Source organism: Aeromonas sp. Lyrl_2 (genome assembly GCF_051948815.1).
Lineage (GTDB): Bacteria > Pseudomonadota > Gammaproteobacteria > Enterobacterales > Aeromonadaceae > Aeromonas > Aeromonas veronii.
The window spans coordinates 72,488-94,656 of the sequence record NZ_JAYJLJ010000018.1 but is presented as its reverse complement, the minus strand read 5'-3'; the positions used below and the strand labels follow the sequence as shown (position 1 = coordinate 94,656).

Annotated in this window: 23 protein-coding genes; 12 read left to right on the top strand and 11 right to left on the bottom strand. The window is 61.5% G+C overall.

Annotated elements, in window-relative coordinates; genetic code table 11:
- Positions 1-15: 15 nt before the first annotated feature.
- Positions 16-1,050, bottom strand: a complete 1,035-nt coding sequence (gene tapT / locus VF684_RS15875) for a type IVa pilus ATPase TapT (protein WP_005340354.1) — start codon at positions 1,048-1,050, stop codon at positions 16-18.
- Positions 1,051-1,089: 39 nt separating this feature from the next.
- Between tapT and VF684_RS15870 the strand changes: the two genes are divergently transcribed.
- The 5 genes from VF684_RS15870 (at position 1,090) to VF684_RS15850 (ending at position 4,086) form a co-directional block, all read left to right on the top strand.
- Positions 1,090-1,791: a YggS family pyridoxal phosphate-dependent enzyme gene (locus VF684_RS15870; protein WP_139441948.1), complete on the top strand. Its 702-nt coding sequence runs from the start codon at positions 1,090-1,092 to the stop codon at positions 1,789-1,791.
- 142 nt (positions 1,792-1,933) lie between these two features.
- Positions 1,934-2,758: a pyrroline-5-carboxylate reductase gene (gene proC / locus VF684_RS15865; protein ID WP_139441947.1), complete on the top strand. Its 825-nt coding sequence runs from the start codon at positions 1,934-1,936 to the stop codon at positions 2,756-2,758.
- Between the two features lie 11 nt (positions 2,759-2,769).
- The gene (locus VF684_RS15860; protein WP_047436998.1) at positions 2,770-3,321 is read left to right on the top strand and encodes a YggT family protein; all 552 of its coding nucleotides are present in this window, start codon (positions 2,770-2,772) and stop codon (positions 3,319-3,321) included.
- Positions 3,321-3,623 (top strand): DUF167 family protein YggU, encoded by a 303-nt coding sequence (gene yggU, locus VF684_RS15855; RefSeq protein WP_005340341.1) that lies wholly within the window; start codon positions 3,321-3,323, stop codon positions 3,621-3,623. The genes VF684_RS15860 and yggU overlap by 1 nt, the downstream gene beginning before the upstream one ends.
- A gap of 43 nt (positions 3,624-3,666) precedes the next feature.
- Positions 3,667-4,086 carry a DUF4426 domain-containing protein gene (locus VF684_RS15850; RefSeq protein WP_033135536.1) on the top strand — a complete coding sequence of 140 codons (420 nt, stop codon included), beginning with the start codon at positions 3,667-3,669 and terminating at the stop codon, positions 4,084-4,086.
- Positions 4,087-4,187: 101 nt separating this feature from the next.
- Here the strand turns inward: VF684_RS15850 and VF684_RS15845 are convergent, their stop codons facing one another.
- The 7 genes from VF684_RS15845 to VF684_RS15815 form a co-directional block, all read right to left on the bottom strand.
- A complete protein-coding gene (locus VF684_RS15845) occupies positions 4,188-5,384 on the bottom strand; it encodes a NupC/NupG family nucleoside CNT transporter (RefSeq protein ID WP_005348874.1) in 1,197 nt (398 codons plus the stop codon).
- Positions 5,385-5,566: 182 nt separating this feature from the next.
- The gene (locus tag VF684_RS15840) at positions 5,567-6,502 is read right to left on the bottom strand and encodes a LysR family transcriptional regulator (RefSeq protein WP_005340335.1); all 936 of its coding nucleotides are present in this window, start codon (positions 6,500-6,502) and stop codon (positions 5,567-5,569) included.
- Positions 6,503-6,584: 82 nt separating this feature from the next.
- Complete coding sequence (locus VF684_RS15835) at positions 6,585-7,121, bottom strand: glutathione peroxidase (RefSeq protein ID WP_005340333.1); 537 nt, start codon at positions 7,119-7,121, stop codon at positions 6,585-6,587.
- Positions 7,122-7,179: 58 nt separating this feature from the next.
- Positions 7,180-7,743 carry an NnrU family protein gene (locus VF684_RS15830; protein WP_042084306.1) on the bottom strand — a complete coding sequence of 188 codons (564 nt, stop codon included), beginning with the start codon at positions 7,741-7,743 and terminating at the stop codon, positions 7,180-7,182.
- Between the two features lie 232 nt (positions 7,744-7,975).
- Entirely contained in the window at positions 7,976-9,109 is a 1,134-nt protein-coding gene (locus VF684_RS15825; protein WP_376899065.1) for a glycerate kinase, read from the bottom strand.
- A 9-nt stretch (positions 9,110-9,118) separates the two neighbouring features.
- A complete protein-coding gene (locus tag VF684_RS15820; RefSeq protein ID WP_108613298.1) occupies positions 9,119-10,381 on the bottom strand; it encodes a GntP family permease in 1,263 nt (420 codons plus the stop codon).
- Positions 10,382-10,499: 118 nt separating this feature from the next.
- Positions 10,500-11,615, bottom strand: a complete 1,116-nt coding sequence (locus VF684_RS15815) for a sugar diacid recognition domain-containing protein (protein WP_376899068.1) — start codon at positions 11,613-11,615, stop codon at positions 10,500-10,502.
- A gap of 209 nt (positions 11,616-11,824) precedes the next feature.
- Between VF684_RS15815 and VF684_RS15810 the strand changes: the two genes are divergently transcribed.
- Together VF684_RS15810 and VF684_RS15805 are read left to right on the top strand one after the other, a co-directional pair.
- Positions 11,825-12,199 (top strand): YacL family protein, encoded by a 375-nt coding sequence (locus VF684_RS15810; protein WP_031227767.1) that lies wholly within the window; start codon positions 11,825-11,827, stop codon positions 12,197-12,199.
- Between the two features lie 66 nt (positions 12,200-12,265).
- Entirely contained in the window at positions 12,266-12,562 is a 297-nt protein-coding gene (locus tag VF684_RS15805) for a hypothetical protein (RefSeq protein WP_005348860.1), read from the top strand.
- Between the two features lie 67 nt (positions 12,563-12,629).
- On the opposite strand, the gene VF684_RS15800 is transcribed toward VF684_RS15805, so the two are convergent.
- On the bottom strand, positions 12,630-13,367 hold the full coding sequence (locus VF684_RS15800) for a substrate-binding periplasmic protein (RefSeq protein ID WP_139441944.1): 738 nt from the start codon (positions 13,365-13,367) through the stop codon (positions 12,630-12,632).
- 120 nt (positions 13,368-13,487) lie between these two features.
- Between VF684_RS15800 and VF684_RS15795 the strand changes: the two genes are divergently transcribed.
- The 3 genes from VF684_RS15795 to VF684_RS15785 all read left to right on the top strand — a co-directional run bounded on the left by VF684_RS15795 (position 13,488) and on the right by VF684_RS15785 (position 16,617).
- The gene (locus VF684_RS15795; protein ID WP_139441943.1) at positions 13,488-14,318 is read left to right on the top strand and encodes a CPBP family intramembrane glutamic endopeptidase; all 831 of its coding nucleotides are present in this window, start codon (positions 13,488-13,490) and stop codon (positions 14,316-14,318) included.
- Between the two features lie 200 nt (positions 14,319-14,518).
- A complete protein-coding gene (locus tag VF684_RS15790) occupies positions 14,519-15,835 on the top strand; it encodes a sphingomyelin phosphodiesterase (protein ID WP_139441942.1) in 1,317 nt (438 codons plus the stop codon).
- Entirely contained in the window at positions 15,832-16,617 is a 786-nt protein-coding gene (locus VF684_RS15785) for a hypothetical protein (protein ID WP_201998780.1), read from the top strand. Before VF684_RS15790 ends, VF684_RS15785 begins: the two co-directional genes overlap by 4 nt.
- Positions 16,618-16,619: 2 nt before the next feature.
- Here VF684_RS15785 and VF684_RS15780 read toward each other — a convergent pair whose 3' ends face one another.
- Positions 16,620-17,840, bottom strand: a complete 1,221-nt coding sequence (locus VF684_RS15780; protein ID WP_139441940.1) for a DEAD/DEAH box helicase — start codon at positions 17,838-17,840, stop codon at positions 16,620-16,622.
- A 144-nt stretch (positions 17,841-17,984) separates the two neighbouring features.
- Between VF684_RS15780 and VF684_RS15775 the strand changes: the two genes are divergently transcribed.
- Positions 17,985-18,812, top strand: a complete 828-nt coding sequence (locus VF684_RS15775; RefSeq protein ID WP_139441939.1) for a transporter substrate-binding domain-containing protein — start codon at positions 17,985-17,987, stop codon at positions 18,810-18,812.
- A gap of 58 nt (positions 18,813-18,870) precedes the next feature.
- Here VF684_RS15775 and tpx read toward each other — a convergent pair whose 3' ends face one another.
- Positions 18,871-19,371, bottom strand: coding sequence for a thiol peroxidase (gene tpx, locus VF684_RS15770; protein WP_005341463.1), 501 nt, complete (start codon positions 19,369-19,371; stop codon positions 18,871-18,873).
- Between the two features lie 184 nt (positions 19,372-19,555).
- Between tpx and VF684_RS15765 the strand changes: the two genes are divergently transcribed.
- Complete coding sequence (locus tag VF684_RS15765) at positions 19,556-21,997, top strand: zinc/cadmium/mercury/lead-transporting ATPase (RefSeq protein ID WP_376899072.1); 2,442 nt, start codon at positions 19,556-19,558, stop codon at positions 21,995-21,997.
- The last annotated feature ends 172 nt before the right edge of the window (positions 21,998-22,169 follow it).

The following is a 22,169-nucleotide window of genomic DNA, read 5'->3' as shown; positions in this document are numbered from 1 at the left end:
CTGGGTGCGAGTCGCTTAAATGCTGTTGGGATCGACGGCCTTGGCCTTGGCATCGAGGGATGCCACCACACCGCGGCTCACCAGCTGCTTGAGGCTCTGATCCATGGTCTGCATACCGTGGGTCATCCCGGTCTGGATCACCGAGTAAAGCTGGGCGATCTTGTCCTCCCGAATGAGGTTACGCACCGCCGGAATGCCCATCATGATCTCGTGGGCCGCCACCCGGCCACCGCCAATGCGCTTGAGCAGGGTCTGGGAGATGACCGCCCGCAGGGATTCGGAGAGCATGGAGCGCACCATGTCCTTCTCCGCGCCGGGGAAGACGTCGATGATACGGTCGATGGTCTTGGCCGCCGACGAGGTGTGCAGGGTGCCAAACACCAGGTGGCCGGTTTCGGCGGCCGTCATGGCCAAACGAATGGTCTCAAGGTCGCGCATCTCGCCCACCAGAATGATGTCCGGGTCTTCCCGCAGTGCCGAGCGCAGGGCGTTGCTGAAGCTCTTGGTATCCCGATGAACTTCCCGCTGGTTCACCAGACAGCGCTTGTTCTCGTGGACGAACTCGATGGGATCCTCGATGGTGAGGATGTGGTGATGGAAGTTCTCGTTGATGTAGTTGACCATGGCCGCCAGGGTGGTCGATTTACCCGAGCCGGTAGGGCCGGTCACCAGTACCAGACCCCGCGGGAACTCGGCGATCTTGCGGAAAATCTCCGGCGCATCGAGATCCTCGAGGCTCAGCACCGTGCTGGGGATGGTACGAAATACCGCGCCCGAGCCGCGCGCCTGCTGGAAGGCGTTGACCCGGAAACGGGCCAGATTGGGCACCTCGAACGAGAAGTCGACCTCGAAGTTCTCCTCCAGCTCCTTGCGCTGATGATCGTTCATGATGTCGTAAATGAGGGCATGCACTTCCCGGTGTTCCAGGGCGGGCAAATTGATCTTGCGAACCTCACCATCAACCCTGATCATCGGGGGAACCCCGGCCGAGAGGTGTAGATCCGAGGCTTTATGCTTTACACTGAAAGCCAATAACTCTGTGATATCCATAGACTTGTCATTCTCCCATCACAAGATCACTAACGAAATATGAACCAGATTGCCCAGCACCTGTTTCAGGTAAAGGAACGTATTGCCCAGGCCGCCGAACGGGCGAGCCGCAACCTGCAGCAGATCCGCCTGCTGGCCGTGAGCAAGACCAAACCTGTCGAGGCCATCATGGCCGCCCATGCCGCAGGTCAGCGCTGTTTTGGCGAATCCTACGCTCAGGAAGCAGCGGCCAAGATCGATACCTTGCGCCAGCAGCCGGAATATAGCGACATAGAGTGGCACTTTATCGGCCCTTTGCAATCGAACAAATCCAAACTGGTCGCCGAACGGTTTGACTGGGTGCAGAGCGTGGATCGGGACAAGCTGATCGACCGCCTCAACAACCAGCGTCCCGCCAGCATGGCACCGCTAAATGTTTGTCTGCAAATCAATATTAGCGGAGAGAGCAGCAAGTCCGGAACGTCGGAACAAGAGATTTTCCGCCTTGCCGAGCTGGTCTCTCAAAGTGAGCGACTGGTGCTGCGGGGGCTGATGGCCATTCCCGAGCACACCAGTGACGAGCGCGTACTGGCCGCCCAAATGACCCGTATGCAGACTCTGTTCACCGAGCTTGCGCGACAATACCCCACGGTGGATACCCTCTCGATGGGGATGACCGAGGATCTTGAACTGGCGATAGCCCACGGCAGCACCATGGTGCGGGTCGGCACCGCCATCTTCGGCGCCCGTGACTACTCATAGGCAAGGCCAGCGGATAACCCATACGTCCGCCTCTTGCCGCGACTTCATCAACAGGAGCGTTTGATGGAACACCGAATTCTGGCGTCAGGTGGTGCAGGCAGCGCCAACCCCGCCGCGACCCCATGTGCAACAGGAGCATCTGATGCAGCATAGAACGCTGGCCTTTATCGGCGCGGGCAACATGAGCCGCAGCATCATCGCCGGACTGGTCAAGGCGGGTTATCCCGCCGGGCAGATCACGGCCGCCAACCCCAGTCTGCCCAAGCTGGAGGCGCTGGCGAGCGAACATGGCATTCGCATCACCCAGAGTAATGCCGAGGCGGCCCGCGATGCCGAAGTGATCGTGCTGGCGGTCAAACCGCAGCTGATGGCCGGCATGCTAGCCGCTCTGGTTGCCGAGCTGGGCTCCCTTGAGGGCAAGCTGCTCATCTCCATCGCGGCTGGCATCAAGGTGGCGCGCCTTGGCGAGATGGCCGGTGGCCATGACCGCATCATCCGCACCATGCCCAATACCCCTGCCCTGCTGGGTCTCGGCATGACCGGCCTCTATGCACCCGAACATATTGCCGCCGTGGATCGCGAGTTTGCCGAGCAGATGATGCAGGCGGTCGGCAAGACCCTCTGGGTAGAGCAGGAGTCCGGCATCAACGGCGTCATCGCCGCAGCGGGCAGTGCTCCGGCCTACTTCTTCCTCTTTATGCAGGCGATCGCCGAAGAGGCCGAAGCGATGGGTTTCTCGCCCGATCAGGCGCGCCTGCTGGTGCAGCAGACCGCGCTGGGCGCAGCCGCCATGGTGGAGCAGAACCCTGAGCTGGCGCTGCAAACCCTGCGTGAGCAGGTCACCAGCAAGGGCGGTACCACAGCCGAAGCCATCAAGACATTCCAGCAGCAGGGGCTGATGCCGCTGACTGCGCAAGCCATGCAGGCGGCCGTTGCTCGTGCCACCGAAATGGAAACCCTCTTCTAACAGGAGCCCAGATGAACACTGCTTACTTTCTGATTAACACCGTTTTCGATCTCTACCTGATGGTGATCCTGCTGCGCGTCTGGCTGCAGTGGGCCCGTGCCGACTTCTACAACCCGATGAGCCAGATGGTGGTCAAGCTGACCAATCCGCTGGTGATCCCGCTGCGCCGCGTTATCCCGGGCTTGGGCGGCATCGATCTCGCCTCCGTGGTGCTGGCGCTGGCCATCGCCTTCGCCAAGCTTGCCCTGCTCAAGAGCATGAACGTGCTGCTGGCAGACTGGCTCAGCATCAGCCTGTTTGCCGCGCTGACCGTGCTGAAAAAAGCAGGCTCGATGATCTTCTGGGTACTGCTGATCCGCGCCATCCTGAGCTGGGTCAGCCAGGGCCGCAACCCCATCGAATACGTGATGCATCAGCTGACCGAGCCGTTCCTCGCCCCTATCCGCCGCGTACTGCCGGCACTGGGCGGGCTGGATCTCTCGGTGCTGGTCGCCTTTATCGGCCTGCAAGCCATCAACTACCTGCTGGGTGACCTGTTCGGCCAGCTGTGGTGGATGATTTGATGCCAGCCGTCCTGCAACAAGGGGATGAACTGGTATTGCATCTGGTGATCCAACCCAAGGCGAGTCGGGATCAGATCATCGGATTGCATGGCGAAGAGCTGAAAGTGGCCATCACGGCGCCGCCGGTCGATGGCCAGGCCAACAGTCATCTGATCAAGTTTCTGGCCAAGCAGTTCAAGGTGGCCAAGGGACAGATCACCATAGTGCGGGGCGAGCTGGGGCGACACAAAACCGTCGCCATCGACAGCCCCAAACAGTTGCCGCAAGAAGTGAGTGCGCTGCTGAATGACACGCAAGGCTGAATGAATCGGCCTGCGCCAACCGTAGATATGAGAGGGATGACAGATGAAAACAGCCTGGATGAGTGGCCTGCTGGCACTGCTGATGACCCTGCCGCTCAAGGCAGAACAGATGAAGGAGCTGGGGCCCTGGCTGGTGCACTACAACGCCTTCAACTCCAGCTTTCTCACCCCCGAGGTCGCCAAGGCGTATGGACTGGAGCGCAGCCGCTACAACGCCATCATCAATATCGCGGTACAGGACAAGCAGAAAGTGGCGCAAGCCGTGGGGATCACCGGTGAGGCCAAGAACCTGACCGGCACCATCCGCACCCTGAGCTTTCAGGAGGTAAAAGAGGGCGATGCCATCTACTATCTGGCAACCCTCCCCTACCGCAACGAAGACACCTATCAGTTCACCCTGAAGATCATGGGCGGTGGGCAGCAACAGAACCTCAGCTTCCAGCAGACCTTCTACGTAGACTGAGCACCAACAAAAAGCCCCGACCAAAGTCGGGGCTTCATTTTATCCATTCGACAAGGGCGCCATCAGGGCGCCCTTGTTGCATCTATTCCGTACCGCGACTGTTACAGGGCGAGGAACAGACCGGCCAGACAGGCACTCATCAGGTTCGCCAGCACGCCGGAGAGAATGGCGCGCATGCCGTAACGGGCGATGAAGGATTTGCGCTCCGGCACCATGGAGCCCAGACCGCCGATCAGGATCGCCATTGAGGAGATGTTGGCAAAGCCGCACAGGGCGAAGGTCACGATGGCCTTGCTCGACTCGCTCAGGGTCTGATCCTGCACCAGACCGATGAAGGCGACGAACTCGTTGACCACGATCTTGGTACCGATCAGAGCGCCAGCGGCTTGCGCCTGATCCCAGGGTACCCCGATCAGCCAGGAGACGGGGGCAAACAGCCAGCCCAGAATGATCTGGAAGCTCAGATCCAGCCCCACCAGACCGCCAGCCCAGCCGAGCAGACCATTGAGCATGGCGATCACGCCAACGAAGGCCAGCAGGGTGGCACCGACTGCCACCGCGATATTGAGGCCAGACATGGCGCCATCGGCCGCCGCTTCAATCACGTTGGTGGCGCGGGGGATCTCGACATCCTGATGGTGATCGACCTCTTCAGCTCCCGGCGGCACCAGGATTTTGGCCATCGCCAGACCGGCAGGGGCCGACATGAAAGCCGCTGCGATCAGGTATTTCAACTCAACCCCGAGGCTGGCATAGCCCACCAGGGTGCCACCGGCGACGGAGGCGAGACCACAGCTCATCACAGCGAAGAACTGGGAATCGGACATCTTGGAGAGGTAGGGTTTGACCACCAGCGGCGCTTCTACCATGCCGACGAAGATGTTGGCGGTCGCGGAAAGACTCTCGGCACGGCCGGTACCCAGCAGCTTCTGCAAGCCACCACCCAGCAGAGCGATCACCCGCGGCATGATGCCGATATGGTAGAGGATGGCGATCACCGCGGAGAAGAAGATGATGACCGGCAACACGTTGAAGGCAAAGATGAAGCCCAGCTTGAACTTGGCCAGATCGCCGAACAGGAAGGCGATCCCCTCCTGACCATAACCAATCACGCTGCTTACGCTCTCGCTGACCCCGTTCAGCACGTGCTGACCGGCAGGCAACCAGAGCACCAAACCGGCAAACATGATTTGCAAGCAGAGGGCAAGACCAACTGTTCGCAACGGGATACGACGACGATTATCAGAGCATATGACGGCAAGCGCCAGGATACTCAGGATGCCGAGCAGGGCAATCATAGGGACTCCATCAGGTGGGGCAAAGGATGGGCGCGGATTCTGCGCCTCTCACCCCGTCACTGCAAGTCCGCTTGGTTACAACCCTGTTAGAAAAAACGTTTGCACGATATCGGTTGCGCCAACTGGCTGATTTGGTTCGATTTTAGTATCAGGAGAAATCGAAAGTTCTTAAATGGAAACAATCATTCCTCACCACCGGACAATTTACCCCCGAGCCAGGGGGCCAGTCGCTGCTCCCAATAGGGTTCGGGGCCAAAGCGGGCCTTGAGGAAATCGATGAAGAGACGGATCTTGGGATCCAGATGTTCACGCCGGGCATAAACGGCGTGTACCGCCATCTGCTGGTTCGGTCGCCACCCTGGCAACACCGGGATCAGCTTGCCGCTCTGTAATTCCTTGTCCAGCAAGTAGTTGGCGATATAGGCGATGCCGAGCCCGGCCAGTGCCGCATCCCGCACCGCCTCCGCCATATCCACCCGATAGTTGCCCGCCACCTGCACCGTCTGGCGCTCCTTGCCCTGGCGAAACGACCACTGGTGATAGCGCCGCTCCCGACTCTGGTAAGTGATGCAGTTGTGCTGGGCCAGATCCTTGGGATGAAGCGGCGTGCCGTGGCTCAGCAGGTAATCCGGCGAAGCCGCCACCACGAAGCCAATGTCGGCCAGCCGCTGTCCCACCAGCCCTTCCGGCTTGTCCTCATAGGTGGTGAGCCAGAGATCCAGCCCCTCATCCACCAAATTGGTTCTGTGGTCGAACAGCGAGACTTCCAGCTCCAGCTCGGGATAGCGATCCTGAAACGCCTTGAGATGGGGAATGACGTGCAGACGACCAAATGATTGGCCCACCCCGAGATGGAGCACGCCACTCACCTTGCCACGCCGCTCGGCGATCATGGAGTCAGCCTCCTGCGCCACCGCCACCAGCGCATGACAGTGACGGGCATACTCCTGACCCAGCTCGGTCAGGACGAAGCGGCGGGTGGTGCGCTGCACCAGCTGGGCGCCAAGGGTGGTCTCCAGCAGCGCCAGCTGCTTGCTGATATGGGATTTGGAGACCCCGAGACGACGGGCGGCGGCAGAGATCCCCTGCTCGCGCACCAGCGCATCGAAGATCACCATTTGAGGAAGACGTTGCAGCACAGGATAACCGGATTGAGTGGCGGGAGCCCATTATTCCAGAGCCGCCCGCCAAGGGGTAGGGTCAGAGCCCCAGCGCCCGGGTGATCTGCAGTTTGAGGGGGTCGTCAGCCGGATTCTGGTTGGCGCCGTAGCTGGCGATCAGCTTGCCATCGCGCCCCACCAGATACTTGTGGAAGTTCCAGTTCGGCTCATCCCCATCAGCGGCCGCCGCCAGCCCCTTGAACAGTGGCACAGCATCGGAGCCCCGCACCGCTACCCGATTGAACATCGGGAAGGTGACGCCATAGTCGCGGCGACACACCTCGGCGGTCTTGGTCTCGTTGCCCGCCTCCTGCCAGAAATCGTTGGAGGGGAAACCCAGAATAATCAGCCCTTTATCCTTGTAGCTCTGGTAGAGCTTCTCCAGATCGCGAAACTGACCGCTGTAGCCGCAGTAGGAGGCGGTATTGACCACCAGTACCACCTTGCCCTCGGTCAGCTGACAGAGGTTGTGGCGCTGAGAGTTGTTTAGCTCCCGCATCTCCACATTGAAATAATCGGGGCACGCCGCAGAGGCCGCGCCAGCCCCCAATAACAGCAACAGAGTGAACCATTTCATCGCCAAGACTCCTTTTGTTTTGTCCATCATACGCGGTTACCAGAGCCGCAGTTCACTCTCAATGCAATGGAATGCCGGTCAGCCAGCCGTGGCCCCAGAACACCAGCAGCGCGGTGGCAGCCAGGCCCGCCCCGACGCTGATGCCAGTGCCCGTCCAGTTAGCCGCCGGGCGGGGATATCGCTGCCAGTCCCGCACCGAAATCCAGACCATGCTCACCAGCGCCCACAGCCCGATGCCGCCAAACAGCACCAGAGATCGCGCCTCGCTGTTGACCAGCAGATGGGCCACCGCCCAGAGCAGGGTACCGAGCAGTTGGGGATGCACCAGCCAGCGGCGCAGATGGTTGGGCCCCTGGCCGGAGAAGAAGAGGATCAGAGCAAAGGGCATCATCACCGTCATGGTCATCGGCCCCCACTCCGGCAGGAAATAGAGCGGCAGCGAGCTGGCCGAGCGCCAACCGGCGATGATGCAGGCGATGGCGACAAACACCAGCAGGGAGAAGAGCCCCTTGTAGCGATTCTCACCCAGCCGTTCTCTCAGTCGCGCCCGATGGGCCACCGCAAAACAGGGGTAGAGATGGATCAGGGTAAACAGCGCAACCCCCAGGGTCAGCAGGAACATGAGTCTCTCCTTGTACTTGGTACGACCACTATGCCGTAAAGGGAGATGCGCGCCTATCAAAACCGCGCTGACCCATGGAGTCAAAAGAGTGGCAAGACAAAGAAGCAGAAAGAAAAGAGCCGATCACGATGGATCGGCAAATAAGTGCCAGGGCAGTCAGACATCTCGCGGGATGGGAGATGCCCCAAACGGGGATATTGAGTGGCCGATGGGGCGCATCGGCCGAACCGGATCAGCCCTTGAGCTGATAGAGCGCTGCTACGTTACGTGCAGTGAGTTGAATGTTGGTGCTGGCGCTCTCCAGCGCCTCCGGCAGAGACATGGCGCGGTTGACCACGGCGAATACCGCGTCCAGCCCGTGAGCGTGTACCACACCGCAATCGTCGGTCAGGCAACCGGAGATGCCGATCACCGGCTTGCCGAACTGCTTGGCGCAACGTGCGACACCGATTGGCGTCTTGCCATGGATGGTCTGGCTGTCGATGCGCCCTTCGCCGGTGATAACCAGGTCCGCATCGGCCATTTCCTCGGCCAGCTTCAGGGCTTCAATCACGATCTGAATGCCAGGCTTGAGTTCGGCACCAAGCAGACCGACCAGCGCGGCCCCCATGCCACCGGCAGCGCCCGCCCCCGGAATATCCTTCACCTGCTTGCCAAGGGCCTGCTCGATGCAGTCGGCGTAGCGGGCAAGGTTGGCATCGAGTTGCTGCACCATCTCCGGGGTCGCCCCCTTCTGCGGGCCAAACACCGCGGAGGCGCCTTTCGGGCCGCACAGCGGGTTGTTCACATCGCACGCCACCTCGATAACCAGCTCGCCCAGACGCGGATCCAGACTGTTCAGATCGATGGTCGCGAGCTCACTGAGACCTGCGCCACCCAGCTCGATGGCTGAGCCATCGGCTTTGAGCAACTTGCCGCCGAGCGCCTGGATCATGCCAGCACCGCCGTCATTGGTCGCGCTGCCGCCGATACCGAGAATCAGGTGCTTCACCCCCATCTCCAGCGCAGCCAGGATCAGCTCACCGGTCCCGAAGCTGGAGGTGAGCAGCGGATTGCGCTGCTCGGGAGCGACGAGATGGATGCCGGAAGCGGCGGCCATCTCGATGACGGCGCGCTCGCCATCGCCCAGCAGGCCGACGAAGCCCTGCACCTTGTTGCCAAGGGGCGCGGTCACTTCAACCGGCAGGATGCGGCCACCGGTGGCATCGACCAGCGATTGCACAGTGCCCTCACCGCCATCGGCCATCGGCAATTTGACGTAGGTGGCGTTCGGCAGCACCTGCTTGAAACCGGCCTCGATGGCATCAGCCACCGCCATGGCGCTCAGACTCTCCTTGAATGAATCGGGGGCAATAACAATTTTCATATCAATTCCTTAGGCGAGGCCAAACACGCCAAACATCAGGGTGGAGACAGTAGCAATGGTCAGACCGACTGCGGTTTCGTAAGGGATAAGTTTCAGACGCTCACCCACGCCCATGTGGACGCTGCCACCGGTGGCGTGGAAGAAGGAGCCGTGGGGCATGTGGTCAAACACGGTGGCACCGGCATGGATCATCGCCGCACCAGCCAGACTGCTGATCCCCAGTTCAATCAGGGTGGAGCTGAATACGTTGGAGGCCACCACGGTACCGGCGGTGGTCGAGGCGGTCGCCAGCGACATCAGGGCACCGGAGATAGGCGCCAGCAGGTAAGAAGGCAGACCGGAGGCGGTCAGGCCGCTGATCAACACATCTTTCAGACCGGAGTTGGCGATGATGCCTGCCAGGGTACCGGTACCCAGCAGCATGATGGCGACTGGCGCCATACGGGCGAGGCCGGAGACCGCAAACTGGTTCACCTTGCGGAATTTACCCATCATCAGGGCACCGACCAGACCACCAAGCGGCAGCGCAATCAGCGGATCCACCACGATACCGGCGACCGGGCGTAGGGCCAGCAGCAGGATGGCGACCAGCGGTGCACTGATGGCGGCGGCAAAGCCCGGCAACTTGGCACCGGCAAAGCTCACCACCTCATCGGCGGCCACCTTGCTGCCCTTGTTGTTCAGCCGCTTGGCCAGCCAGTAGGCCATCACCAGACCGAACAGACCCGGAATGATGCCCGCCGCCATCACAGAGGTCAGGGGCAGATGGAAGGCATCAGCCGCGGCAATGGCGTTGGGGTTGGGGGACATGACGTTACCCGCCTTGCCACCGCCGATCATCGCCAGCAGGATGGCCGCCTTGGAGAGGTCAGCACGGCGGGCGATGGCCAGCGCGATGGGGGCAACCGTGATAACGGCCACATCCACGAATACGCCGACCGCAGTCAGGATCAGAGTCGCCAGCGCCAGTGCCAGCAGGGCGCGGGTTTCACCCAGCTTCTTGACGATGGTCTCGGCGATGGTAGTGGCCGCACCCGATTCGATCAGTACGCCCGCCAGTACACCGGCCGCCAGGATCCGCATCACCGCCGTAGTAATCCCCTGGGCCCCGCCGATCATCAGGGCGACGGTCTGGGTCAGATCGGCACCGCCAATCAGGCCACCGGCCAAAGCCCCCACGATCATGCCGTAAGCGGGCGGCACCTTCTTCAAAATGAGGATGATGGCGATGGAGAGCGCCGCGATAGCGCCAAGGGCTGTAACCGGGATCATGACGGACACCTTCAATGGGAGTGAATGGCCGCCATTATGGAGATCTGCAATCAGAATGCTTTGGCTGAATAGCCAAAAATCACGTCATGTAAAAGTGGTTTTCTGTCTAAAATTACAATCACAAGTCGAGATTAAGGCCGAGATAGAGCAAAAATTTGTCGTCTAACTTGTTGAAATTCAACCCGGTTATCTGCTCTATTCGCCCCAGCCGGTAGCGCAGGGTATTGGGGTGAATGAACAGTGCTTCGGCACAGCGATGCAGATCACAATCCTGCAAGAAATAGTGGCGCAGGGTCTTCTGCAGCGCCCCCTTGCCATCTTCCCGGGCTAGTTTCTGCAGCGGTGTGCGCAGCTGATCCGCCTGCCAGGAGTCCGCCAGACTGCCCAGCAGCACTGGCAAACGGTAGTCCTCAAAGAAGTAGACCTGTTTGCGCGGCGCCTGCCGCATGCCACGGCGCAGGGTATCTCGCGCCGTTTGGTAAGAGCGCACCAGCCCGTCGATCCCGGCGAAGTAATCGCCCACCGCGATATGCACCTTGAAGTGAGGAATACGCGCCAGCAACTGCTTGATCCGGCTGCGCTCCTGCGCCGATTGCCAGACGCCATCACTCAATTGTGCCGGTTTGAGCACCACTATCTCGTCGAGCCCGTTGATGGCGACCAGATTGTCCCGCTCCGGATTTTCCAGCTGATGAACCAGCTCTCGCAGACGCGCCGGATCGGCCTCCTCCAGCGCAAGCACGGCCACCACCCTGGGCTGGGCCAAGTCCAGCCCGAGAAAACGGGCCGCCTGCTGCAATTGATCGACTCGCCCCTCACCACGAATGAGCTGCAACACCAACTCCTCCTTGTGGCGCTTGTCCCACTGCAACTGCTCGGTAAGCGCCGCCTGCTCCAGGATCAGCTCGGCGGTCATCCGCACCAGTTCGGCGTAAGCACGAACTTCCTCCGGATCGCCGGAGATGCCGATCACCCCGATCAGCTCCCCCTGGTAGGAGATGGGCAAATTGATGCCGGGTCGCACCCCTTTGAGCTGCAAGGCGGTCGCTTCGCTGATCTCCACCACCCGGTTTTCGGTCAATGCCAGCACGGCCCCTTCGTGGCGCTGATGGATCCGCTCCGGATTGCCGGACGCAATGATGAAGCCGTGTTCGTCCATCACGTTGACCGAGAACGACAGGATCTTCATCGCCCGTGCGACGATCTGGCGGGCAAGATTATCGTTTAGCTGCATAACATCTCCGGACAAGGGGCTGATCTGGCTACGCCACCACGGGCCGATTCAGGGCACATGGGCGCAAAGATGCCACATCATCAAGACAAGCGAGAGGGGGATCGCTAGAATAGGCCACTTTACCCGATGTGTGCCCCGCCATGGAGCAGGAATTGCGTGCTTGCACCCGCCTGCCCGTGATGGCCCATCCCTCCGATCTGGACTGTACTATGGATTATGAATTTCGCCGCGACCCGTTTGGTGGCTATCGCGCCCGGTTCTCCATGGGCCATGAAGCCATCGGTCAGTGGCTGATCGACGAGGTTGGCAAGGATGAGGAGAAGCTCGACGAGCTCTTCTCCATCATTGATCAGCTCTCCAACCGCACCCGAGTCGAATACCGGCTCAACGGCGGTGACTACTCCCTGCTGCTGACCCATGAAGAGGCGGAGGTGAAAGCCAACGCCCTCAATATCGAGCTGGGTGAGGATCTTGACGATCTCGCCTACTACGATGATGAACAGCTGGCCATGTGCGGGCTGGAAGATTTTGCCCAGGTGCTCGGCTCCTGGCGCGCCTTTATCCGTAACGAGGATATGGGCTGATTGACCCAATGTCGGATTACTATGTCGGGCAAACGTGCCCTTTTGCCTAACTCAACAGGATTGACTATGTCTATTTACGATTTTGATGACGAACTGCCGGAAGACGAAGAACAGGAATCCACCAAGAAAGCGGCTGCACCTGCCAAGAAGAAAGGCAAGCAGGTGATGAACACTCAGGTCAACCTGAGCCCGCGCGATGCCAGCCGTCTGAACGGCATGCACGTTGAAGCGATCGCCACGCTGGACGACGTCAGCCTGCCGAAGAACGTCATCTTCAAGGCTGGCCTGATCGCCCTGGGCGAACTGGAAGCCGGCAAGCGCGCCGATATCATCGCCCGCGTGATTGCCGAATCAGGCCGCTAAGCGTCCCTGAAGGCAAATAGAAAGCCGGAGCCACTGCTCCGGCTTTTTGTTTTCCGGCCGTGCACTCTCAACGGCAATCGATCCCCTTTCCGGCTCGGGAGACCAGTTGGTCATAGCGGCCATCGGCACGGGCGGCAGCCAGGGCATGATTGAAGCGCTCAAGCAGGTTCGCGGCCTCCGGGTACTGCCGTGAAATGATCAGGTAAAAGGTGTCGCTCTGGCGAAAGTGGGGCAATGCCTGTAGATGGCAAGGATCGCCAAACAGCTGACGGCTGGCATCCCTGGTCACCGTCTCGTTCATCGGCAGCAGATCGATCCGTTTGCGATCCAGCAGTTGCAGACACTGTGCCAGGGTCTTGGGGCGCTGCAGATCCAGCCCTAAACGCTTGATCACCCCGTCGGCATGGCTGGTGCTCCACCCCAGCGGAATGCAGACTCGCAGCCCTTGCCAGCGGCCAGCCTGAATGGCCTCGCTCCCCCTATAGGTGAACCAGGAGAGGCGATCTATATGAATGGGAGCGCTGTAGTGGAAGAGCTTGGCCCGCTCGGCAGTCCAGGCGTAGGGGAAGGTGGCCGCGACCAACCCATTGCGGGTCAACTGATAGCCGCGGGGCCAAGGCAGGTAGTCGACCTGGAGCTCTCGATACCCGGCCTCTTGCAGCAGGGCCGTCACCAGCCGGGTGCTCTCGCCGCCTTCAGGCAGGGCCTTGCCGGTATAGGGGGTGAACTCACCGGTCACCAGCAGCAAGGGTGCGGCCTGCAGCCAGACACACCAACAACACAACAACCACAGACAGTGCTTCATCAGCTGCTCTCCCTTTACCCTGTTGATGAGTATAGAGAAGGGATCCGACCACCTCCTGCGCGGTTGTCCTGCTGACGCCCACTTGTTAAGGTTGCCGCCTGCCTCGATCAAGGAGATCCAATGTTACCCCTCCCCGACTCATTTATCTGGGGCGCGCTGGCGCTGGCCGTGCTGCTTGCCCTCTTCCGCCAGCGTCTTCCCGCCTTGGCCCTGCTGGGACTCTCCCTGCTGCTGGCACTGTGGCTTGACCGAATGACACTACCCGCCCTGCTGGTCTCGGTCGCAGGATTACTGCTTGCGTGGCGTACGCCAACCCTCCCCGCCCGCTGGGCGATGGCGGCCAGAGTGGTGCTGATCCTCTGGGCGATTGCGCTGACCCTGCACCTGATCCCCGGCTTCAACAATCTCAAGGTGCTGGATCAGGCGCTGGCAGGCCCCGCCAGCGTGCCGTTCAACATGTATCTGAACCTCGACAAGCCGCTGCTGCTCTTTGGCTTGCTGCTGGCCTGCCCGATGCTGCTGGGCAAGGGGGGCGCCATCCGCTGGCGCCCGCTGGCCCTGTTACTGCTGCCGCTGGGTACCCTGCTGGTCATCGCTTGGCAATTGGGAGCACTGAAACCGGAAGTGGGTCTGCCCCACTGGTGGTGGCTGTTTGCACTCAACAATCTGCTGTTCACCTGCGTGGCGGAAGAGGCGCTGTTTCGCGGCGCAATCCAGCAGGAGCTGACCGAGCGTTACCGCCCCTGGATTGGCATCGTCGTGGCCGCGCTACTGTTCGGAGCCATCCACCTGCCCGGTGGCCCACTGCTGGCGCTGTTTGCGACCCTGGCAGGCTGCTGCTACGGCCTGGCATTCCAGCTCAGCGGGCGACTCTCCGTGGCCATCCTGATCCACTTCGCCTTCAACTTCGCCCATCTGGCGCTCTTCACCTATCCGCTGGCCCACCGCTAACTCCTGAAGGCGCCTGACACGGGCGCCTTCCCTCGCACCTCCCCCTCTCTCTTTAAACGTGCTGCCTCGCTCGCTTTACTCCTCTACAAAGCTCCAAACAAAACCAATTCATTTGCTTGTAACCAAAATGTAAACAAACTGACCTCTGCATTCGCCATAACAGTCACTTTCCATTGCCCTGCAACCAAAAGGATCCTGTGATGCAGAAAACCCTCAGTTATGCCGCCCTGCTGCTGGTCAGCCAGTTCCCGCAACTGGCACTGGCCGATACAGATGTCTATCTCACCAACAACAGTCCTGAACCGCTCCAGATCGACATCCGCCAAAGCGGCAGCGGCCAGCTGCAACCCGGCAGTCAGTGGAGCCAGCACCGCACCGAGCTGGGCCCGTGGGAGAGCGCCATGGTACTCAGCTTCAATCGCTATGAGGGGGTAAAAGCGGGCAAGAGCTATCTGTTCGAAACCCGCGTGAGCACAGCTGGTGGCGACGTCTATCGGCTCAATCAGCTTATGGAGGGAACCTGGTGGAACACCACCTTGCAGCACGGTGGCGAAACGCCGACCGGCGCATCCGGCTGGCAAAACGATCGGGCGATCCACCGCGTTGCGGGGCCACAAGAGCTGGCCTTTGCCGCCAAGTTCACCGGCCGCTATGACGATTTGCACTATATGATCACGCCTCCCCAAAAACAGGAGCAACCGGAACCGGCAGAGCACAGGCTCAAGGTGGCCAGCTACAACGTCTGGGCGCTGCCGGTCATCGCCTCCAGCATCGGCGAGCGGTTGACCCTACTACCTAATTATCTCAAGGGCTATGACGCCCTGCTGCTGCAAGAGGTATTCGATGGCCGCCGCGAGGGCTTTTTGCAGGCGCTGGCGAAAGAGTACCCCTACCAGACCAAGGTGCTCGACAAGCCCGGGGTCAACATTCATGACGGCGGTGTAGTGATCGTCAGCCGCTATCCCATAGTGCGGGAGGCCCAGCTGGTCTATCCCCAATGCACCGGCACCGACTGCTTCGCCGACAAGGGGGTGATGTACGCCGAGGTGATAAAGGGGGGCAAGGCGTGGCACCTGTTCGCTACCCACACCGCCAGCTTCGACACCGACGAGGCGCGCAAGCTGCGCCAGATCCAGTTCGGTCAGATCCGCACTCTGGCTGCCAGCCTCAAGATCCCCGCCAGCGACACCGTCATCTACGGCGGCGACTTCAACGTCAACAAACGCAAGTTTGCCGATGACTACGCCAACATGCTGGCCAATCTGAACGCCCATGAACCCGCCTATGGCGGCTATACCGAAGCCACCTTCGATCCCAGGATCAACCCCTATGCCGGTGGCCCGCTCTCCGGTGGCGCCAACGTCGAGTATCTGGACTATCTGGTAGTAAGCCGGGAATACGGCAGCGCCAGCCACAACCTCAACACGGTCTGGATCCCGCGCAGCAGCGATGGCAGCCTCTGGCCCGCCAGCAACCTCTCAGACCACTTCCCGGTCAAGGGAGAGATCAGCCGATGACTCGCCGTTACGGGATACTGGCGCTGGCTATCCTGACCCTTTTGCTGGTGAATCTGGGCTGGCAGGAAGAGCCGTCCCCGATATCACCAGAACAGTCGGCGACGCCCTCTCTGGCCGATGTGCAGTTGCCAGCAGAACCGGGGAGCCCGCCTCCCCGAATGTCAAACGCTGAGGGGATGGATGGCAAAAGCAAAGAAGTGCCCAGCAGCTGGCAGGCGATACCGGATGAACTGATCAACCAGCTTGCCAGCGAGATCAGCGACAGCGAGTTGCCGCTGGCGCAGCGCGTGAGCAATCTGGAAGCAACAGGGGCCGGGTGGCTGAGCGAGGGGGAGAGTCTGATCCGGTTACAGGGGCGCTATGCCCTGGCGCTGGATCAGTTGGCGCAGGAGAGCGAGCAGTTGCCGCTGGCCGAGCGGCTGGACGCCCTCAGCCGCTTGCAGGACCGGTGGGCAGCGGATCATCCGGATCTGGCAGGCGAGCAGTTCAACCCGGATGCCCGCCTGCAGCAAGCCCGTCAGCTGTGGGGAGATGAGGAGCTGGCCACCCTGGCCCATCACTTCCTGCCCGCAGAGCAGGCCGAAGCCACGCTGGCGTTTGCCGGAGCGCGCCAGCAGCAGCTCGATCAACGCAGCCGCTACCAGCGAGAGCTAGCCGAGCTGGAGCAGCAACTGGCGATCAGCCAACAGCAGATGGATCCTGCCCTGTGGCAACAGCACAAGGAGGAGGTATTGAGCCAGTGGCGTCGTGACTTCTTCGCGCGGGAGCAAGGCAAACCCTGAGGTCAGCGCTTGCCCTTGAACTGCTTGACGCTGCGCTTGGCCTGAGTGCGGCGATTGGCCTGCTTGTCACGAGGGGGGCGCTTGCCCTCCCCGCTGGCAGGCTGGTCGGTAACCGGGAATCCCGCCAGATCGCCCAACGGCAGCTCGCGGCCGGTCAGGGTGCGGATAGCTTGCAGCATGTCACTCTCGCCATGACAAACCAGCGAGATGGCCAGCCCCTCGCGGCCAGCCCGGGCGGTACGACCGATGCGGTGTACGTAAACAGGGGCGCTGGCGGGCAAGTCCAGATTGATCACCACCGGCAGCGCCTCCACATGGATGCCACGCGCCATCAGGTCGGTGGCCACCAGCACCCGAATTTTGCCCTCTTTGAAATCGCTGAGCGCCTGCTCGCGCACCGCCTGTTCTTTTTCGCCATGGAGGGCAGCCACAGCGATACCTGCCTTGGCCAGCTTTCTGGCCACACCGTCGGCATCATCCCGCGCACTGATAAAGACCAGCACCTGCGGCCACGCCTGCTCCTTGAGCAGGCTGATGAGCGCCGGGACCTTGCTGCTCTTGTTGACCAGATAGAGCCGCTCTTCGATCTCGTTCACCACGCTGTTAAGGGGGTTGGCTTCGATGCGGGTGGGCGCGCGCAGCAGGCCGTTGGCCAGCGCCTCCAGCTCGGCAGGCAAGGTGGCGGAGAAGAGCAGGGTTTGGCGATCCGCCGGAATAAAGCCGAGCAGCGCCTTGATGTCGGGAGCAAAGCCCATCTCCAGCAGGCGATCCGCCTCATCCAGCACCAAGAGTTGCAAACCATCCAGCCCCAGCAACTGTTGGCTCAGCAGATCCCGCAACCGCCCCGGCGTGGCGACCAGCAGCTGTGGCCCCAGCGCCAGCTCGGCCTGTTGCCGCTCCTGCGCAACGCCCCCACACAACGTCACGATGCACAATCCCAGCGCCTCGGCACCCTCTTTTAGCGCGGCAGAGACCTGAATCGCCAGCTCGCGGGTCGGCACCAGCACCAGACCCTGCACCTGACTGGAGGCGGGATCCAGCCGTTGCAGCAGCGGCAAGCCAAACGCCAGCGTCTTGCCGCTGCCGGTCTGGGCCAGCGCCAGCAGATCCTGCCCCGCCAGCGCCGCCGGAATGGCCAGCTGCTGGATGCGGGTCGGCGTCTGCAAGGTGGCGGGTAAAGAGGCAAGCAGAGCGGGATGGAGGGCAAGTTCGCTAAAGGTCATGGCGCTACGTCATCAAAGAAGTGGGAGGCGAAGTCTAGTGAGCGGGGGCCGAGAAGTAAAACCCTATCCATGATGGCCTGGCCGAGGGGCGCTGGCGACGGGCTGACTACACTTGAGCTGACCCATCACCAAGAGAGACCCGCCATGACCAGACACATCCCCCTTCTGCTGCTCGTGGTCACCCTGCTCGGCAGCGCGACTCTCGGCCTGTCGCAGACTCCGGAGAACGACGCCCCCCCCGAGCCGCCGAAACAGGTGCGCATCCTCAATGCCCACCTTGGCGAGCTGCCAGGGCTGATCAATGCCGACAAGACAGGCCCCTTTGTCGATCTGGTACACGCCATCGATGATCTCTACCCCGATGTGACCATCAAGATCACCATCTACCCCATCGCCCGTGCCATGGCTGGGGTGATCTCCGGCAAGGCTGACCTGGGGCTGCCCGCCATCCGCAACCTCAAGGATATCGATATGCTGGCTTATCGTTTCAGTACTCGCAGTTTTGGCAAGGTTGCCCATGTGATTTACAGCAATACCGCCTATCCGGTCACCACGGATATGGCCTACGGCATAGTGCCCACCAAACGGGATCTGCTGATTGAAGCCGTTCCCGACTATATGCCCTTCCCGGTGCAGCGCTCGATGAGTATCGAGCAGTCACTGCGCAAGCTCTCACGCGGCCGTATCGACGCCTTTGTCTGGGCACAAGAGGAGGCCGACCTGATGCTCAAGCAGCTGGGGCTGACCAATATCAGGCGAGAATTTTTCGGAGATTTCGAGGATGTCTTCATCATCCAGAAAGGGGCTGCAGGTGATGAGATGGACGAATTTCTCCGCCAAGCCATCGATCAGCTGGCTGCCTCCGGCAAACTGGCCGAGATCTACGAGAAGATCCACCGCCCCTATGTGGAGTGGCAACCCTCCCCAACCGCCAAGGCTGAACCGGCGACCACCCCGCCAGCTACGCCCTGAACGGACAATTCCCGCATAAAAAATCCCGCCGAAGCGGGATTTTTTATGGCTTGCAGCCTTACAGCACGGCCAGCGCCGCAGCGTAGTTCGGCTCGTCGGCCACTTCGGCGACCAGCTCGCTGTGCAGCACCTTGTTGTCACCATCCAGCACCACGATGGCGCGAGCGGTCAGACCTACCAGCGGGCCAGAAGAGAAGGCCACGCCGTAATCTTCCATGAAGGCCGCACCGCGCAGGGTGGAGAGGGTCACTACCTTGTCCAGACCTTCGGCGCCGCAGAAGCGGGACTGGGCGAACGGCAGATCGGCGGAGATGCACAGCACAACTGTGTTCTCCAGCGCGCTGGCCTGCTCGTTGAACTTGCGCACAGAGGTCGCGCAGGTCGGGGTATCGACGCTCGGGAAGATGTTCAGGATTTTGCGCTGACCGGCAAAGCTTGCCAGGGTCACGTCGGAGAGATCCTTGGCCACCAGGGAGAAGGGCTTGGCTTGCTCACCGGCGACCGGGAAGTGACCAGCGACGGAGACCGGGTTGCCTTGCAGAGTGACTGAGTTGCTCATGTGTTATGTCCTTTATTGGTGTAGTAAAAATCCGAGTGATCAGTATAGGGGCGGCGGGACCAGACAAACACCCGCGAAGACAAGGGATATAAAGGGGTTGACCTTGGACTTAACACCAAGGTTTAGACTCCTTCTCGGTAATCAGGGATCTCGCAGGGGCGGGATCCATCAAGAGGGACTCATCATGAGCAAATCCTGCTGCAATCATCAGCACGCTGCCCCCATCAAGGCCGTCAGCAAGGCGGCCTCCGGCCAGAGTGAGCATCACCATGATAGCCACTGCTGCGACAACACCACGCCCGTCAGTTGCTGTTCAACCCAGACACCTCATGAGCACGCATCCCGTGACGGCAATGAATCCCCCGGGGATGAAGAGCCTCCCCGAGGGGGCTGTCACGATAAAGCGTGCTGCAGCGCCCCCTTATCGCCAGCTCACGATCATAAACATGAGCATGAGCATGAGCACGATATGCCCCCTGCCGACCCGCTAGTTGCACCGGTACAAGGCAACAGCCGCCACAGCTGGCAGGTATTGGGGATGGATTGCCCCAGCTGCGCCCGCAAGATCGAGACCGCCGTCAGCCGGGTGAGCGGCGTGCAACAGGCGCGCGTGCTGTTTGCCACCGAGAAGCTGGTAGTGGATCTGGCCCCAGGCCTCTCCCCAGATCCCGTCACCGCCGCCGTGCTGGCCGCCGGTTTCCAGCTCAAGGGTGCTCAGGCCAATACAGCCCACACAATCACAAAGGAAGCAACACGCCAAAGCCCGCTGCTGACCACACTGGGCAAATATTGGCAGCCCCTGTCACTGGCCAGTCTGATGCTGGTCGCCGCCCTGCTGCCGAAAGAGTTCGGTCAGCCGCTCTTTACCCTGGCCACCCTCTGGGGCCTGTGGCCCATCTCCCGCAAGGCGTGGGCGCTGACCAAAAGCGGCTCCCCCTTCGCCATCGAGACCCTGATGACGGTGGCCGCCCTGGGCGCCCTGTTCCTCGGTGAAACCGCCGAAGCGGCCATGGTGCTGCTGCTCTTTATGCTGGGTGAACATCTGGAGGCCTACGCCGCCGGACGCGCCCGGGCCGGAGTGACCGCGCTGATGGCGCTGGTGCCTGACAAGGCGCTGCGCATCCGTACCACTGCCGAGGGCGAGGTGCGCGAAGAGGTCGGCGCCGATGAGCTGCGTCCCGGCGACATTATCGAAATCGCCCCGGGTGCCCGTCTACCTGCCGACGCCCGCCTGCTCGATAAGCTCGGTGCGTTTGACGAGAGCGCCCTGACCGGTGAATCCATTCCGGTGGAACGCCGTCAGGGTGACAAGGTGCCGGCCGGCAGTCTGGCTGCAGATCGAGTGCTGCGCCTTGAAGTCGTCTCCGAGCCCGGCAACAACGCCATCGACCGCATTCTACACCTCATCGAGGAGGCCGAAAGTCAGCGCGCGCCCATCGAGCGCTTTATCGACCGCTTCAGCCGCTGGTACACCCCGGCCATGATGCTGGTCGCCCTGCTGGTGGTGCTGGTGCCACCCCTTGCCTTCGGCCAGAGCTGGGACGAGTGGATCTATCGCGGGCTGGCGCTGCTGCTGATCGGCTGCCCCTGCGCGCTGGTCATCTCCACCCCGGCAGCGGTTACCTCGGCGCTGGCCGCCGCAACCCGTCAGGGGGCGCTGATCAAAGGGGGGGCCGCGCTGGAACGATTGGCCCATATCGATACCGTGGCGTTTGACAAGACCGGCACCCTGACCCTGGGCAAGCCGCAGCTGACCGAGCTGGTGAGCCTCAATGGCCAACCGGAGACCGAGTTGCTGGCACTGGCGGCTGCCATCGAGCAGGGCTCCCACCACCCGCTGGCCCGCGCCGTGGTCGCCAACGCGACCGAACAGGGGCTGACGCTGGCGGAGGCCCGCGACCTGCGCACACTGCCGGGCATGGGGGTTGAGGGACGCATCAACGGTGAACTGTGGCAACTGCTGGCACCGAGCCGGGTGGCGGCCCTGAATATGGAACAGCAAACCCGGATTGGTTCGCTGGAGCGGCAGGGCAAGACCGTTGTGGTGCTCTGCCAGAGCAGCGGCGACCAGGCGCTGCCGGTCGCCCTGCTGGCGCTGCGGGATCAGATCCGGCCGGAAGCCGCCACCGCGCTGCAAGAACTCAACCGGCTCGGGCTCAACAGCATCATGCTGACCGGGGATAACTCCAACGCTGCCGAGGCGATCGCCACCGAGCTGGGCATGGGCTGGCGCGCCGGTCTGCTGCCGGAGAACAAGGTAGAAGAGATCGCCAAGCTCGCCAGCACCCGGAAGGTTGCCATGATCGGCGATGGCATCAACGATGCCCCCGCCATGAAGCGGGCCAGTATCGGCATCGCCATGGGGGGCGGCACCGATGTGGCGCTGGAGACCGCCGATGCGGCGCTGACCCACAACCAGCTCGGTGGCATCGCCGCGATGATCCGGCTGTCGCGGGCGGCACTGGCCAATATTCACCAGAATATCGCGCTGGCGCTGGGGCTGAAGGCCATCTTCCTGGTCACCAGCCTGCTCGGCATCACCGGCCTGTGGATTGCGGTACTGGCCGATACCGGCGCAACAGCGCTGGTGACCGCCAACGCCTTGCGGCTGCTGCGCAAGCGTTAAGCCAGCCGATAGCATCCCAGCCAAACGCCGTCCCCCAACCGGGACGGCTTTTCTTTTTCCTCTCATTTTTCTCACGGCACCCCGTAAAAGAAAAAGCGCGCCTGCCGGTCGGCAGTCGCGCTTTGCTTACTCTCTCGGAGTTATCCCACCCTTGGCAAGGTGGAATTCAACC

Excerpts from the sequence above, each read along its gene's own strand:
- tapT (WP_005340354.1), bottom strand. The coding sequence starts at position 1,050 with ATGGATATCACAGAGTTATTGGCTTTCAGTGTAAAGCATAAAGCCTCG.
- VF684_RS15870 (WP_139441948.1), top strand. The coding sequence starts at position 1,090 with ATGAACCAGATTGCCCAGCACCTGTTTCAGGTAAAGGAACGTATTGCC.
- proC (WP_139441947.1), top strand. The coding sequence starts at position 1,934 with ATGCAGCATAGAACGCTGGCCTTTATCGGCGCGGGCAACATGAGCCGC.
- VF684_RS15860 (WP_047436998.1), top strand. The coding sequence starts at position 2,770 with ATGAACACTGCTTACTTTCTGATTAACACCGTTTTCGATCTCTACCTG.
- yggU (WP_005340341.1), top strand. The coding sequence starts at position 3,321 with ATGCCAGCCGTCCTGCAACAAGGGGATGAACTGGTATTGCATCTGGTG.
- VF684_RS15850 (WP_033135536.1), top strand. The coding sequence starts at position 3,667 with ATGAAAACAGCCTGGATGAGTGGCCTGCTGGCACTGCTGATGACCCTG.
- VF684_RS15845 (WP_005348874.1), bottom strand. The coding sequence starts at position 5,384 with ATGATTGCCCTGCTCGGCATCCTGAGTATCCTGGCGCTTGCCGTCATA.
- VF684_RS15840 (WP_005340335.1), bottom strand. The coding sequence starts at position 6,502 with ATGGTGATCTTCGATGCGCTGGTGCGCGAGCAGGGGATCTCTGCCGCC.
- VF684_RS15835 (WP_005340333.1), bottom strand. The coding sequence starts at position 7,121 with ATGAAATGGTTCACTCTGTTGCTGTTATTGGGGGCTGGCGCGGCCTCT.
- VF684_RS15830 (WP_042084306.1), bottom strand. The coding sequence starts at position 7,743 with ATGTTCCTGCTGACCCTGGGGGTTGCGCTGTTTACCCTGATCCATCTC.
- VF684_RS15825 (WP_376899065.1), bottom strand. The coding sequence starts at position 9,109 with ATGAAAATTGTTATTGCCCCCGATTCATTCAAGGAGAGTCTGAGCGCC.
- VF684_RS15820 (WP_108613298.1), bottom strand. The coding sequence starts at position 10,381 with ATGATCCCGGTTACAGCCCTTGGCGCTATCGCGGCGCTCTCCATCGCC.
- VF684_RS15815 (WP_376899068.1), bottom strand. The coding sequence starts at position 11,615 with ATGCAGCTAAACGATAATCTTGCCCGCCAGATCGTCGCACGGGCGATG.
- VF684_RS15810 (WP_031227767.1), top strand. The coding sequence starts at position 11,825 with ATGGATTATGAATTTCGCCGCGACCCGTTTGGTGGCTATCGCGCCCGG.
- VF684_RS15805 (WP_005348860.1), top strand. The coding sequence starts at position 12,266 with ATGTCTATTTACGATTTTGATGACGAACTGCCGGAAGACGAAGAACAG.
- VF684_RS15800 (WP_139441944.1), bottom strand. The coding sequence starts at position 13,367 with ATGAAGCACTGTCTGTGGTTGTTGTGTTGTTGGTGTGTCTGGCTGCAG.
- VF684_RS15795 (WP_139441943.1), top strand. The coding sequence starts at position 13,488 with ATGTTACCCCTCCCCGACTCATTTATCTGGGGCGCGCTGGCGCTGGCC.
- VF684_RS15790 (WP_139441942.1), top strand. The coding sequence starts at position 14,519 with ATGCAGAAAACCCTCAGTTATGCCGCCCTGCTGCTGGTCAGCCAGTTC.
- VF684_RS15785 (WP_201998780.1), top strand. The coding sequence starts at position 15,832 with ATGACTCGCCGTTACGGGATACTGGCGCTGGCTATCCTGACCCTTTTG.
- VF684_RS15780 (WP_139441940.1), bottom strand. The coding sequence starts at position 17,840 with ATGACCTTTAGCGAACTTGCCCTCCATCCCGCTCTGCTTGCCTCTTTA.
- VF684_RS15775 (WP_139441939.1), top strand. The coding sequence starts at position 17,985 with ATGACCAGACACATCCCCCTTCTGCTGCTCGTGGTCACCCTGCTCGGC.
- tpx (WP_005341463.1), bottom strand. The coding sequence starts at position 19,371 with ATGAGCAACTCAGTCACTCTGCAAGGCAACCCGGTCTCCGTCGCTGGT.
- VF684_RS15765 (WP_376899072.1), top strand. The coding sequence starts at position 19,556 with ATGAGCAAATCCTGCTGCAATCATCAGCACGCTGCCCCCATCAAGGCC.